This window comes from Nocardioides insulae DSM 17944 (assembly GCF_000422825.1).
Lineage (GTDB): Bacteria > Actinomycetota > Actinomycetes > Propionibacteriales > Nocardioidaceae > Nocardioides > Nocardioides insulae.
Genome location: NZ_KE383928.1, coordinates 700,678 through 714,187 on the forward strand (window position 1 = coordinate 700,678; position 13,510 = coordinate 714,187).

A 13,510-nucleotide genomic window follows, 5' to 3' on the forward strand; every position below is an offset into this window, starting at 1 on the left:
ATCAGAACCGTCGGGGTATCAATCGACGGTCGAAGAAGTATTGGCGCGAAGCGTGTGTCGTCGTTCACAGTTGCATGCGCACAATGACGAACGATGGGACGGATGCATGACCTCACGACGCCACGGACTGGTCGCCTTGCTCGCGGCCGGCGTGCTCGCCTTCTCCGGGTGCGGGGGAGGTGAGGACCCTGCGCAGAGTGACACCCCGCTCGACGTGGTGGCGATGTCGACCTACGGCACCGGCACGGCGACCTTCGCCGACGTCGCGGCGGTCGCCGACGCGGTGACGACCCAGGACGACACCCGGTTCCGGATCATCACCTCCGACACGGCGATCGGCCGGGTGCTGCCGCTCAAGGACGGGCAGACCCAGTTCGCGCGCACCGGTGACGAGTACATCTTCGCGTTCCGTGGCGAATACGACTTCGCCGACGAGGACTGGGGGCCGCAGCCCATCCGCGTCGTCTGGGCACCCACCGCGCCGCACAGCTGGATGGTGAAGGCGTCCTCCGACATTCACACCGCCGCCGACCTGGCCGGCAAGAAGGTCCCGCGGATCACCGCCAACCCCTCGGTCAACCAGAAGACCGTGGCGATGCTGGCCACCGCCGGGCTGACCTGGGACGACGTCGAGCCGGTCGACATCGGCTACGGCGAGCAGCCGGATGCGCTCAAGGCCGGCAAGCTCGACATCCTCTTCCAGCAGGTCTACGGCTCCTCCCTGTTCGAACTGGAGTCCTCCACCCCGGTGCGTTGGCTCGAGTTCGATCCGTCGGACCCGCAGACCCAGAAGGCGGTCGCCGAGGGCGTGCCGTCGGTGGAGCTCGGCGAGTTCTCCGGCGCCCCCGGCCAGGAGGAGGGCGAGACCTCGGTCGGCTTCTGGTACGCCGTCCCGGTGGTCACCTATGCCGACACCTCCGACGTCGTCGCCGCGCAGATGGCCCACTCGGTCCTCGACTCCTACGACCGGTACGCCGACGCGACCTCGACCACCTCGGGCTGGTCGATCGATGAGGCCATGACCGAGCCGAAGGAGGTCCCCTTCCACCCCGGACTCATCCAGGTCCTCAAGGAGGAGGGCGTGTGGACGCCCGAGGCCCAGGCGAAGCAGGACGAACTGCTCGCCCAGGAGAAGTTGCTGGAGAAGGGCTGGGAGGAGGTCCAGGGTGCCGAGGATCTCGAGCAGGCCTGGGCCGACTGGAAGGCCGAGAACCTCGAGGAGAAGACCGATGCCTGACCTGACCGACGCTCCGGACCAGGAGCTCACGGCCGAGCGGCACACCGAGTCGCCCGCCGTACCCGACCGGCTCACCGGCGCGCAGCGGCTCTGGGTCGCCGTGGTCATCGCCTTCACCGGGCTCGGTGTGCTGGTGGTGCTCAACCAGGTGTTCTTCTGGAACCCCGGCGGCTTCACCCTGCTGCGCAACCAGTTCCTCTACGTGGTGCTGGCCCTGTTCCTCTCCCAGGTCTTCGTGTTCTTGCGGGCGAGCAAGAAGAACCCTCGGCCGCCGTTCTCGGTGCCGTGGTACGACGCCTTGCTGGTGCTGGTCTGTGTGGCGACCAACCTCTACTTCGCGGTGAACGCCGAGAACATCTCCCTGGAGGGCTGGGACTACGCCGCACCGCCGCTCGCGGCCGTGCTGTCCTTCGTGCTCTGGCTGGTGGTGCTGGAGGGCCTGCGGCGTACCGCCGGTCTGGTCGTCACTCTGATCGCCACGGCGTTCTCGCTCTACCCGCTGGTCGCCGGCGAGGTGCCGATCAAGTTCCTGCAGGGCGTGCCGTTCCCGATCGAGCGGGCCGCCACCATCCACGCGCTCGGCCCCGACTCCATCCTCGGCCTGCCGCTGCAGACCGCCGGCGTGATCCTGGTCGGCTTCCTCATCTTCGGTGTGGTGCTGCAGCGCACCGGCGGGGCCGACTTCTTCATCGACCTGGCCCGTTCGGTGTTCGGGCACTCCCGTGGTGGCTCGGCCAAGGTCGCCGTCGCCAGCTCGGCGGGGATGGGCATGATGAGCGGCTCGGCCGTCTCCAACGTGCTCACCACCGGCCCGATGACGATCCCCGCGATGAAGCGGGCCGGCTACCCCGGCACCTACGCCGCCGGCATCGAGGCCACGGCCGCCACCGGCGGTTCGATCACCCCGCCGATCATGGGTACCGCTGCCTTCCTGATGGTCTCCTTCCTCGGCATCCCCTACTCCGAGGTCGCCCTCGCCGCCGCCATCCCCGCGCTCCTGTACTACCTCGGCATCTTCACCCAGGTCGACGCCTACGCCGCCCGCACCGGGCTGCGCGGCGAGCTGCGATCCGCGCTGCCGCGGATCGGCGCGACGATCGTGGCCGGGTGGCCGTTCCTGCTCGCGATCGCGGGCCTGGTCTTCCTGCTGGTCTGGCGCCAGGACGAGGCCCAGGCGCCCTTCATCGCCGCGGCGGCCCTGCTGATCATCGCCATGGTGCGTCGTACGAACCCGATCCGTGGCCGGGGACTGCTGGCGATCGTGGTCGACTCCGGCCGCTCGATCGCCGAGATCGTGGGCATCATCGCGGGCGTCGGCCTGATCGTCGGCGGGCTGTCGATGTCGGGCGTCTCGCTCTCCCTGGCTCGCGAGCTGGTCTCGGCCGTGGGTGACAACGTGATCATGATCCTGATCGCCGGCGCGATCACCTGCTTCATCCTCGGCATGGGCATGACCGTCTCCGCGGTCTACGTCTTCCTCGCCATCGTGATGGCACCGGCGCTGGTCGAGCTCGGCGTGAACGCCGTGGCCGCGCACTTGTTCGTCATCTACTGGGCGGCCGCCTCCTACATCACCCCGCCGGTGGCCCTGGCGGCCTTCGCGGCGGCCGGCATCGCCAAGACACCACCGATGGCCACCGGGTTCAAGGCGATGCAACTGGGCGCGGTGAAGTACATCATCCCGTTCTGCTTCGCCCTGAACCCTGCGCTGGTCGCCCAGGACAGCCTCCCGAACGTGCTGATCGCACTCGGCCTCGCGATCGTCGGCGTCTACGCGATGGGCGCGGCCTTCGAGGGATACGCTCCGATCGCCGAGGTCCGCCTGCCGATCTGGGCACGGGCGGTGGCCCTGGTCGCCGGGATCGCGCTGCTGGCGCCCGGGCTGGTCACCTCACTGACCGGACTGGCCGTCGTGATCGTGCTCCTGGTGACGCTCCGCCTGATCGGCCCCGGCCCTGTCCGCAGCAACCAGGAGGTCACCGCGTGAGCACCCCATCCGAATGCTCGCTCCGCTCCGCTTCGAACGGGGACCCCGCATGAACGCATCGAAGGTGACCACGCTCCCGGAGGCGATCGGGACCCACGTGCACGACGGGGCGACCGTTGCCCTCGAGGGCTTCGGGCACCTGATCCCGTTCGCCGCGGCCCACGAGATCATCCGGCAGGGCCGCCGCAACCTGACCGTGTGCCGGATGACGCCCGACCTGCTCACCGACCAACTGCTCGCCGCCGAGTGCGTCGGCAAGCTGGTGGCGTCCTTCTTCGCGAGCGGGTCCGCGGGCTCCCTCTACGAGATCCGTCGCCGCGTCGAGCAGCACGACCCCGAGCCGCTCGAGGTCGAGGAGTACTCCCACTACGGCATGTACTGCCGCTACGAGGCCGGCGCCAAGCGGCTGCCGTTCTACCCGCTGCTCTCCTACGTCGGCAGCGACCTGCCGGAGCTCAACCCCCGCATCCGCGCGGTGGAGAGCCCCTACGGCGAGGGCAAGGTGTACGTCGTACCGCCGCTCAACCCGGACGTCACCGTCATCCACGCGCAGCGCGCCGACGAGAGCGGCAACGTGCAGATGTGGGGCATCACCGGAGCCCAGCAGCAGGCGGCCTACGCCGCGTCCCGGGTGATCGTCACCGTCGAGGAGGTGGTCGCGCCCGAGGTGATCCGGGCGGACCCCAACCGCACGCTGATCCCCGCCCACGCGGTCGACGCGATCGTGCCGGTGCCGGGCGGTGCGCATCCGTCGTACGCGCAGGGCTGCTACGACCGGGACAGCGCCTTCTACCGGGAGTGGACCCCGATCAGCAAGGACAAGGAGGCGGTACGGGCCTGGATCAAGGAGTGGATCCACGGCACCGTCGACCACGCCGACTACCTGGACCGCATCGGAGCGGAGCGTTGGGCCGGCCTCCAGGTCGCCGACGCGCCGTCCGGTGAGGTCTCCTACGGACGGAGGAAGTCATGACCCTCGCCGCCGACAACCCTGCCGAGGAGCTCTCCGACCTGCCGCCGAGCAGCACCGAGTTCCTGGCCACCGTCGCCGCTCGCGAGCTCGCCGGCCGGCGGCGGATCTTCGCCGGCGTCGGTCTGCCCACCCTGGCGGTCGACCTGGCCAAGCGCACCACCAACCCGAACGTCGAACTGGTCTACGAGTCCGGCGTCGTGGGTGCACACCCGGAGGCGATGGCCGAGGGGATCGCCGACTCGGTCCTGGTGTCCGGGGCCGAGGCGATGCTCGGCATGGACGCGCTGTTCGGCTACGTCCTCCAGGGCGGCAACGTCGACGTCGGCTTCCTCGGCGCCGCGCAGGTCGACCGGGTCGGCAACATCAACACCTCCTTCATCGGCGACTGGCACCAGCCCACGGTCCGGCTGCCCGGATCGGGTGGAGCGTGCGACATCATCGCCAGCGCGCACGAGATCTTCGTGGTGCTGCGCAGGCACGATCCGGGAGCGCTCCCGGAGCAGGTCGACTTCGTGACCTCGCCCAGCCCGGTGCGCGCCCGCGCCCAGGAGGGCTTCCACCAGCCTCCGGGTGCTGGGGTGACGACCGTGATCACCCCCCTCGGCATCCTGCGCCGCCCGGACAGGTTCGGCGAGCTCGAACTCGCCGCTATCCACCCCGGCGTCACCGTCGAGCAGGTCCGGGACAACACCGGCTGGGACCTCCGCGTGCGGGAGGACCTGGTCCTCACCCCGCGGCCACGGGTGGAGGATGTCCGCCTGCTCCGTGAGGAGATCGATACCGTCCGCCTCTACCTGCGGTGACCGCCTCGGACGTGGCGCGTCAGGTCGGGGGGCGCACCCCCGGCCGGGCGGCGTACGTCGCGCTGCTCACCACCTCCACCCTCGGCACGCTGTCCAGCACGGTGATGTCGGCGCCGATCAACGACATCACCGCCGAACTCCGGGCCAGCCCGCAGGAGACGGTGCTCGCGGTGAGCGCCTTCACCGTGGCGATGGTGGTCTTCGCGCCGCTGGCCGGGTGGCTCTCCGAACGGCTCGGGATGACCCGGTTCCTGGTGGGCTCGCTGCTGCTGATGGTGGCCGGGCAGGCCGGTGCCGCGGTGGCACCGGGCATCGGCGTATTGGTGGCGATGCGGGCGGTCCAGGGGATCGCCTGTTCGGGCATCCCGCCGGCCATCCAGAAGGGCCTCTCCGACTTCTGGCCGGACCGGCGGGCACGGTCGATGGCCGCCTGGGCCTCGGCGATCGGCATCGGCCAGGCGGTCGGGCCGCTGGTGGGGGGCGTGGTCTCCGAGTTCTTCGGCTGGCGGGCGCTGTTCGGTCTCTACGCCGTGGTCTGCCTCGGCGTCCTGGCCGTCGTGGTCCGCTACGTCCCGTGGGTGCCGGCGGGACATCCCGCCCTCGAGACCGGTCCGATGGCCCAGTTGCTCGGCGGAGCCGGCCTGCTCATCGTCGGGCTCACCTGGGCCGGCCAGGGCGGTGCCCCGCTGACCTGTGCCGCCCTGATCCTCCCCGGCGTCGCGGTCCTCTGCTGGGCGCTGCGCACCCGCCGAGACGGCAGCCACCTGCTCGGCGACGCTCTGCGTGATCGTGCCTACGTCGTGGCCACGGTCGCAGCGGGTGCCGGCATGTGCGGCCTCGGCATCACCATGGTCGGGCTGCCCCTCTACCTCGGGCGTGACCTCGGGCTCGGCGCCGGCCTGATCGGCGCGGTGGTCTTCGCCGTCGCCATCGGCATGTCGGTCTTCGGGCCGATCGCGAGCCGGCTCTCCGGACGCTACGGTGCCGAGCCCACCCTGGCCGGCGGGCTGGTGCTGCTCCTCGGCTGCGCCGTTGCCATGGCCGTGCTCGAAGCGACCGTGCACGGCACCGTGGTGCTGGTCCCGATGGTGGTGGTGCTCCTGCTCATCGGCTGCGGCGTTGCGACCGTGCAGAGCATGGCCGCCCTCGTGCTCCTCGGCGGCCGCCCGCGGGCGGGCCTGGCTCTCGGCGTCCACAACATGGGCCGCTTCGGCGGCCTCGCCCTCGGGTACGCCTGGGTCGCCGGCTGCTACGCCCTCGGCCTCCCCGTCCTCGTCCACGCCGGCCTGGCGCTCGTGGCCGGGGCCGCCGCCCTCACCCTGCTGTGGCGTCGGCCGGGTCGGCTCTGATCCCGCACCATCAGGGCATCTGTCTGACCCGCAGCACACGTCGGATCCCCGGTCAGCCGGACAACGACCGGCGCGTCCCGCGGGTCAGGTGTGGTGCTCGGGCGGGTGTGCGTACCAGCCGGCGTCCGTGATCGGTCTGCGGGTGAGCTGGCGGGTCATGTACCGCGCGATCGCGCGGCCGTGGACGGGTGGGAGCTGCTCGCGGGTCGAGCGGACCAGGTCGCCCTCGTAGAACACGATGAAGCTCTCGTCGGGCTCACCGCACGCGACGAGTTCGGAGAGATAGAGGTCGTAGTCCGCGCCGGCCTGCCAGGCGAGTACCTCCTCCCATTGGTCGGGGGTCACCAGCACGGTGAGGATCTGACCCGGATGGCCGGTGTAGGGGTCGGGGAGTTGCACCTCGAACCTGCCAGGGGACACCTCTTCGGCCGAACCCACACCGTCCAGTGCCTCCCAGAGCATCCGCTGTTGCGCCGCCCGGTCGGGCAGCGCGGCACGCATCTGTTCTCGTTCGGCCGCCCAGTCCCGCCCGGGACCGTGACGCTCCCACTGCTGCCTGGCAGCCGACATCACCTTGCTGGCCACCGACGGCGCGTACGTGGCGGGCTCGGCATAGCCGCTCAGGTCTCGCCATTCCGGGTCGAAGGGTAGGTGGACGAAACCGCCGGAGGGGCGGCCGCGCAGCGGAGGGGACGAAGGCAGGTCGTGGGTGTAGGCGACCACGAGCTCGGTGCCGTGTTCGCCGTCCGTCAGGGTGAGGTGCCCGACGATCACGTCCCGCCCGTAGCCGTCGTAGCGGTCGATCCCGTCCTCGGCCCTGCCGTAGGGATCGTCCGGGTCGATCCCGGTCGGGTGCGGATTGGTCAGGATCGCCTCGAGCTCCTGACGGTAGGTGTCATCGTCCACCGGGCAATCATGGACTGACTCGGCGGGGTTCTACCCCGAATCCGGGTCATTGGCCGGGTGCGGAGATGACGCGGGCGACGGACTCGGCGAATCGGATGGCACGGTGGCGAGGGAAGAGTAGCTGCCTGGAACGCGTCGCCTGAGATGCGCCGCCGAACGCGTACGGGAGACACACCTGCGTCGTCGTGACCGTCGCCGCCCTCCTCGGCCGGGAACGGAAGGAGGCCCGCGAAGTGGTTGGGGTCAGTGCTCTTCGACGGTGCGGGAGTCGGTGAGCAGGAGCGCGCCGAAGATCGTGACGGCCCCGACGACGACCGCGATGAGGGCGTAGGCGATCTGCTCACCCGCGAAGAACTGGGAGACCAGATCGGCGGACCAGGTGCCGGCCGGCAGTTGAGTGGTCACCAGGACGGCGATCAGCGTGCCGATCAGCGCGGTGCCCACGCTGGTGCCGACCTCCTGGGCGGTGTCGTTGAGCGCGGCACCGATGGAGGTGCGGTTCTCCGGCATCGCATCGACCAGAGCGACGGCGCAGATGGTCATGATGGTGCGGATGCCGACGGTCATCACGACCATCGAGACCGCGATGGCGAGGTAGCCGTGGGAGACCGCCCACGACATCGCGACCAGAGAGCCCGTGAGCAGCAGACCGGCGGTCAGGACGGCGACCCGGTGTCCGTAGCGCCGAGCGAGCCACTCCGATAACGGGGTGGCAGCGAGCATCGTGATGATGAGTGGCAGGTTGGCCAGACCGGCCTTCATCGGGCTCCAGCCGTAGGCGTACTGGAAGTGCAGGATCAGGCCGAACATCACCGCGGCCATCGCGATCGACGTCCCTACCTGGGCCAGGACGGCTCCCCGGGCCGGGCCTCGGTCGAACAGGGAGAGGTCGAGCATCGGCGAGGACGTCCGCCGCTCGTGGCGTACGAAGCCGGCGACGGCGGCGACCGCGGCCAGCGCCGAGACGATCGTGACGGCGGAGAGCCAGCCATGCTCGACGCCGCTGGTCAACGTGTAGCAGGCCAGCCCGATGCCGGCGACGCTGAGTACGGCGCCCAGCAGGTCGAGGGGGTCGTGGGTCAGGTCCTCGGGTCGGTCGCGGTCGACGCCGACCCACACCCCGAACGCCGCGATCGCCGCGATCGGCGCGTTGATGACCAACAGCCACACCCAGCTCACATGGGCGAGCACGCTGCCCGCCAGCAGCGGGCCGAGCACGAAGCCGGAGAGCCCGACGACCATCACCATCGAGATCGCGCGCATCCGGAGCTTCTCGTCGTCGAAGAGCCGGAAGATGAGCGACATCGTCACCGGCGCCATCGCCGCCGCCGCCAGGCCGAGGGCGGCCCGTAGGGCGATGAGTTCCGCGGTCGTGGAGACCGCGACGACGCACAGACTGATCGCCCCGAATGCCGCCAGTCCGGTGAGCAGGACACGTTTGCGGCCGAACCGGTCCGCGACCGAGCCGGCGGTCAGGAGCAGGCCGCCGAAGGTGAGTGAGTAGGCGCCGGTGACCCACTGCAGAGCAGTGGTGCTGCTGCCGAGGTCGCGGCCGATGGTCGGCAGTGCGATCGAGAGCAGCGTGTTGTCGACCATCTCCACGAAGAAGGCCAGGCACAGGGCGAGCAGGGGCAGCCAGGCGGCCCGCAGGGAGCGGTACGCCGGTGGCGACGGGGCTAATGCGGTGGACATGGGACCTCCTGAGATCTCGACCGAACAACGTTCGATACATCGAACAGTGTTCGAGCGTAGAACAATGTTCGATTCAGGTCCAATCTGTGGTGGGATGGCGACATGAGTGCCCCGAACGCCGAACCCGCGCCAGTGCGTGTGGGCCGAGCCGGCCGCTCGACCCGCCGGGCAGGCGGCCCCACTCGCCCCCGTGTCTCGCACTCGCTCGAGGCGGTCCTCGGCGGAGCCGTGGCGATCCTCGACGAGGGCGGCGAGGACGCCTTGACGTTCAGGGCCCTGGCGCAGCACCTGGGCGGGGGCGTGGCGAGCATCTATTGGTACGTCGCGAACAAGCAGGAACTCCTCGCCAGGGCCGCGGACCACGTGCTGGCCACGCTGGTAGCCGAGACCCGGGACGTCGCGGACCCGGATCCGATCGGCGAGATCCGCGCGCTCGCCGTCCAGCTCTTCGACGTGGTCGAAAGTCGCCCGTGGCTGGCCGGCTACTTCATGGCCAACAGCGGGCTGCAGCCGAACTCGATGCGCTACTACGAGCGCGTCGGCAGGCCGCTGCTGCGCCTCGACCTCACGTCGCAGCAGCGCTTCCACGCCGTGTCCGCCGTGGTCGGATTCGTCATCGGCACTGCCGCCGACATCGGTCAGGAGCCGCCCGAGGAGCTACTCGACGGATCGGTCGCCCGCGACGAGTTCCTCGGCCGCCATGCCGACCTGTGGCGCGCCCTCGACGCCGACGAGTTCCCGTTCGTCCACGACATCGCCGATGCCTTCGCCCATCATGATGATGCCGAGCAGTTCCGCGCCGGTCTCGACCTGCTGCTGGCCGGACTCAGACTGCAGGCCATGGCGCCTCGACCTGTCGGCCCCGAGCCTCGCGAGGGCGGAGGCTGAGCGGCGGATCGCCAGCCTCCGGACCCCCGCGGTTCGGTCAGTCGCCGACGCGGTCGCGCTCAGTCGTCGACCTGGCGGTCGCGACAGGCCCGGGTCGCCGAGACCGGATTGCAACGCACCGTGGCGCCGTCGGGGAGTTGGGCGACGAAGTCACTGTCCCAGCGCGCCGCCATGCCGACGGTCGGGAAGTCGGTGGTGATCAGTTGAGCGCCGCTGTTCAGCGCGGTCTCCACCCGGGAGAACTCCTCGTTCTTCACGGTCGCGAACGGCTCGTCCGAGCGGGTCCGCACGAAGTAGCCGCGCTCGACGAGGTCGGTGATCGTGTCGGCGTTCGCGCCGCGAGGATCGTTCACCATGGTGATCGCAGCGTCGGGATCGCCAGGGTTGCCCCGGGTGAACACTGCCCGGCCGGCCAGGTTGGGGTGGCCATCCAGGTACATGTCGCGGATCGCGCCGGGCCCGCCGTTGTCGAAGAAGAACATCACCTTTCCCCGGGCCCACGAAAGGGTCGGCCAGCCGTAGTCCAGGACCGACTCCTCCAGGGTGTGGCCGGGACGGCGCAGGTCGTCGGCGGTGATCAGCTGGACCTCATCGAAGACGGAGCGGATCTCGGTGTCGACGTCGTCGAGCAGTGCCGGGCTCCACGCGGGGCTGGTCGCGCCGCCCAGCTTCTCCCATCGGTCATCGGTCTGCTTGAGCTCGAGCTGGATGACGATCGGACTGTGATCCGGGTTGTCCGCGGACCACGACTCCACCTGCGTCAAACACTGGATGAAGGTCGCACAACTGCTGTTGTAGTCCACGTCCGGAACGTGCTGGACCTTCATCCCGGGCTCGGTCATCGCCGGATCCTCGATCGGACCCAGGCCGGCGTTCTTCCGGGGAAGCGGATGGCGGTACAGCCCGCCCTCTGGATCGGGCAGGAGATCCAGTTCCAGCCCCCGGACGCGCTGCTGGCCGAGCAGGTCGGTGATGGAGGCATGGGAGTACGACGCCCACCCGGGCAGGCCGGGATCGATCGCCACCGCACCGGACAGTTCGGGCTGCTGCATCTCGCGGTGGTAGGCGTTGTGGGCGCCCATGAACTGGATCTCGTTCATCCTGACCGGGCCGCGTCGCGACGTGTTGCCGTCCGCGGCGGCACTCGAGGTGGCTGCGGGTGCCGCGGTGGCCTCACCGGCTCCGAGCGTGTCGGTCACGGGGATCCCGAGAAGCGCGATCGCCAAACCTGTGAGGGCGTATTTGTGTAGGGGGCGCAACGGTGTGCTCCTGATGGTGGGTGGACACAACCCGGCGATGCTCGCGAGAGACGGTGACCTGCGAGGACACGCCCCCGGAGGTTCACGTGAACGCCCGATGAAGCGGTGAGGTCTCCTGCGCGGATGGTGACTCGAAACCGGGGGAGTGATCCGAAGGCTCGGACAGCCAGGTGGATGACGTGGGCTCAGGTACGTCGGTGGTAGCGGTAGTCGACGTTGGGGAGGCGGGTGTGGGTGTAGTCGGGGTCGTGGGAGCGGCGGTGGTGGTGTCCGCAGAGGACCCGCCCGGCACGGCCTCGATGCCCTTGACGTTGCACAGGCCGACAGACTCACAGGGCGCCGCTCGCGCCTTCCACCCTGCTCGGCACGTTCCTAGGGGACGACGACCACCTTGCCGAGTGCGTGACCTCCGCCGAGATGCGCGAGCGCGGCGGGGACGTCGTCCAGGCCGAAGGTGCGCTCGATGTGGATCCGCACCTCGCCCGAGACGCACCGCAGGGCCAGCGGACCGAAGTGGGCCGGCCCCTGCTTGACCACCAGCACTCCCATCGAGCGCCGCGTCAGCCGGCCGATCGACCAGCCGATCGTCGCCACGCGAAGCAGGCTGCGGACCGACCCGCCGGCGCACCGATACCGGCCGCCGGGGGCGAGCGCGCGACGGTAGGCGAAGACCGATCGGTGGGCGACCAGGTCGAGGATCAGGTCATAGGGCTCGCGGGAGCGGGTGAAGTCGTCGCGGCGGTAGTCGACCACCTCTTCGGCGCCCATCGCCCGCATGAACTCCTGCTTGGCGGCGTTGTCCACCCCGGTGACGTGGGCGCCCATCCGGGTGGCCACCTGGATGGCGAAGGCGCCGGATCCGCCGCCGGCACCGTTGATGAGGACCCGGGCGCCGGGGAAGGCCGAGTGGGTGCCCTGCAGGGCGATCGCTCCGGCCTGCGGGATGGTGGAGGCCTCGGCGAAGCTCAACTCCGCGGGCTTGTGCGCGAGCGCGCCCTCCGGAGCCACCGCGAACTCGGCGAAGCCGCCCATCAGGGCCAGGTTGTCGCCGTACACCTCGTCCCCGACGTGGAACCGGCTGACTCCGCGCCCCGTCTCCGCGACCACCCCCGCGATGTCGGAGCCGAGGGTGCGGCGTCGCGGGCGGCGCACCCCGGCCAGCGGGCGTAGGCGGGGGAGCCGCGCAGTCCCTCCCAGTCGCTGAGATTGAGCGAGGTGGCCGCGACTCTGACCAACACCTGCCCGGCGGCGGGTGAGGGGGTCGGGATGTCCTCGATGCGCAGCACGTCGGGACCGCCGTACCGGTCCTGGACGACCGCCTTCATCGAGCCGGCCCCCGGGTGTGCGTCTGGCGGCCCCCGGGTGTCGATCGGGGAGCTCGCTGGAGGGGAATTGGGGGTGGTGCCATGGGAATCCTCCCTGGATCCCGTCCAAGTCTGCCCGGCGGTCAGCCCTCGGCGTACCCCTCAGGGGTGGGGAGAGCGATCTCGGAGAGCTCGAGGACGCGGTCCACCGCCGGGCTGGTCTCCTCGGCGCGCCAGATGAGGCGGGCATGGGCCTCCTCGGCGCCGTGCTCGAGGGGGAGGACGGAGAGGCCGGTGGTGATGACGTTGCCGAAGGCGGAGGCGACGGTGAAGGTGAGGCCCACGCCCGCGGCGACCAGGGCCATGATGGTCCAGGTGTCGGGACCGTGCTGCACGATCCGGGGGATGAACCCGGCCTGCTGAGCCAGGCGGATCGCGGTGTCGCGCAGAGAGGAGCCGCTGGAGGGCTCGAGGAAGATCCATGGCTCCTCGGCGAGTTCGGCCATGCTCACCGACTCGCGTCCGGCGAGGGGGTGCGTGTCGGGCACCACCACGACGAAGCGGTCGATCCGCACGATCCGGGAGCGCATACCCGGCGGGGTGGAATCCCAGCGGACGATCGCGATGTCGAGGGTGCCTTCGCGGAGCTTGTTGATCGCCTCGGCGCCGTACGTCGTGCTGCTCAGTGCTACCTCGATGCCCGGCTGGTCGTGCCGGACCTGCTGGGCCAGGGCGCTGATCAGCGCATGCGAGGACGGGCCCGCGAACCCGATCGCGACCCGGCCGACGGCACCCTGGCCGGCGTGGGCGACGATGCGCTCGGCGGTGTCGAAGGCGGCCACGATCTCGCGGGCCGCGGGCACGAGCGCCTCGCCCTGCGGGGTGAGCCTGACCCGCCGGGTGGTGCGGTCGAAGAGGGTGGCGCCGAGGTGTCGCTCCAGTTGCTGGATCGTCCGGCTCAACGGCGGCTGGGCGATGTGCAGGCGCGCCGCCGCGCGCCCGAAGTGGAGTTCCTCGGCGACGGCGAGGAACGCGATGATGTGGTGCAGGTCCAAACCGGGTCCTCGTCGTCGCTGGTCAGCGGGCTTTGATACGGCACGCGTATGGCGATC

11 protein-coding genes are annotated in these 13,510 nt (G+C 70.3%); 6 read left to right on the forward strand and 5 right to left on the reverse strand.

Features of this window, described 5'->3' with window-relative positions:
* The first annotated feature begins 106 nt into the window (after window positions 1-106).
* The 5 genes from G515_RS21415 to G515_RS0113545 are packed head-to-tail and all read left to right on the forward strand — an operon-like array spanning window position 107 to window position 6,349.
* Complete coding sequence (locus tag G515_RS21415; RefSeq protein ID WP_036555532.1) at window positions 107-1,237, forward strand: TAXI family TRAP transporter solute-binding subunit; 1,131 nt, start codon at window positions 107-109, stop codon at window positions 1,235-1,237.
* Window positions 1,230-3,224, forward strand: coding sequence for a TRAP transporter permease (locus G515_RS21420; protein ID WP_051218374.1), 1,995 nt, complete (start codon window positions 1,230-1,232; stop codon window positions 3,222-3,224). The genes G515_RS21415 and G515_RS21420 overlap by 8 nt, the downstream gene beginning before the upstream one ends.
* Before the next feature lie 49 nt (window positions 3,225-3,273).
* Window positions 3,274-4,197 (forward strand): CoA transferase subunit A, encoded by a 924-nt coding sequence (locus G515_RS0113535; protein ID WP_028660565.1) that lies wholly within the window; start codon window positions 3,274-3,276, stop codon window positions 4,195-4,197.
* On the forward strand, window positions 4,194-5,000 hold the full coding sequence (locus G515_RS0113540; protein WP_051218375.1) for a CoA-transferase subunit beta: 807 nt from the start codon (window positions 4,194-4,196) through the stop codon (window positions 4,998-5,000). The genes G515_RS0113535 and G515_RS0113540 overlap by 4 nt, the downstream gene beginning before the upstream one ends.
* The gene (locus G515_RS0113545; RefSeq protein WP_028660567.1) at window positions 4,997-6,349 is read left to right on the forward strand and encodes an MFS transporter; all 1,353 of its coding nucleotides are present in this window, start codon (window positions 4,997-4,999) and stop codon (window positions 6,347-6,349) included. Before G515_RS0113540 ends, G515_RS0113545 begins: the two co-directional genes overlap by 4 nt.
* Before the next feature lie 84 nt (window positions 6,350-6,433).
* Here G515_RS0113545 and G515_RS0113550 read toward each other — a convergent pair whose 3' ends face one another.
* Window positions 6,434-7,255 (reverse strand): hypothetical protein, encoded by an 822-nt coding sequence (locus G515_RS0113550; RefSeq protein ID WP_028660568.1) that lies wholly within the window; start codon window positions 7,253-7,255, stop codon window positions 6,434-6,436.
* Window positions 7,256-7,498: 243 nt separating this feature from the next.
* On the reverse strand, window positions 7,499-8,947 hold the full coding sequence (locus G515_RS0113555) for an MFS transporter (protein ID WP_028660569.1): 1,449 nt from the start codon (window positions 8,945-8,947) through the stop codon (window positions 7,499-7,501).
* A 102-nt stretch (window positions 8,948-9,049) separates the two neighbouring features.
* Here G515_RS0113555 and G515_RS21425 point away from each other — a divergent pair, with 102 nt between their 5' ends.
* Window positions 9,050-9,835: a TetR/AcrR family transcriptional regulator gene (locus G515_RS21425; RefSeq protein ID WP_084653562.1), complete on the forward strand. Its 786-nt coding sequence runs from the start codon at window positions 9,050-9,052 to the stop codon at window positions 9,833-9,835.
* Between the two features lie 59 nt (window positions 9,836-9,894).
* Here the strand turns inward: G515_RS21425 and G515_RS21430 are convergent, their stop codons facing one another.
* The 3 genes from G515_RS21430 to G515_RS0113575 all read right to left on the reverse strand — a co-directional run bounded on the left by G515_RS21430 (window position 9,895) and on the right by G515_RS0113575 (window position 13,453).
* Complete coding sequence (locus G515_RS21430; RefSeq protein WP_245565397.1) at window positions 9,895-11,034, reverse strand: Ca2+-dependent phosphoinositide-specific phospholipase C; 1,140 nt, start codon at window positions 11,032-11,034, stop codon at window positions 9,895-9,897.
* Window positions 11,035-11,466: 432 nt separating this feature from the next.
* The gene (locus G515_RS21435) at window positions 11,467-12,246 is read right to left on the reverse strand and encodes an NAD(P)-dependent alcohol dehydrogenase (RefSeq protein ID WP_211221034.1); all 780 of its coding nucleotides are present in this window, start codon (window positions 12,244-12,246) and stop codon (window positions 11,467-11,469) included.
* Window positions 12,247-12,541: 295 nt separating this feature from the next.
* The gene (locus tag G515_RS0113575) at window positions 12,542-13,453 is read right to left on the reverse strand and encodes a LysR family transcriptional regulator (RefSeq protein WP_028660570.1); all 912 of its coding nucleotides are present in this window, start codon (window positions 13,451-13,453) and stop codon (window positions 12,542-12,544) included.
* Window positions 13,454-13,510 lie beyond the last annotated feature (57 nt).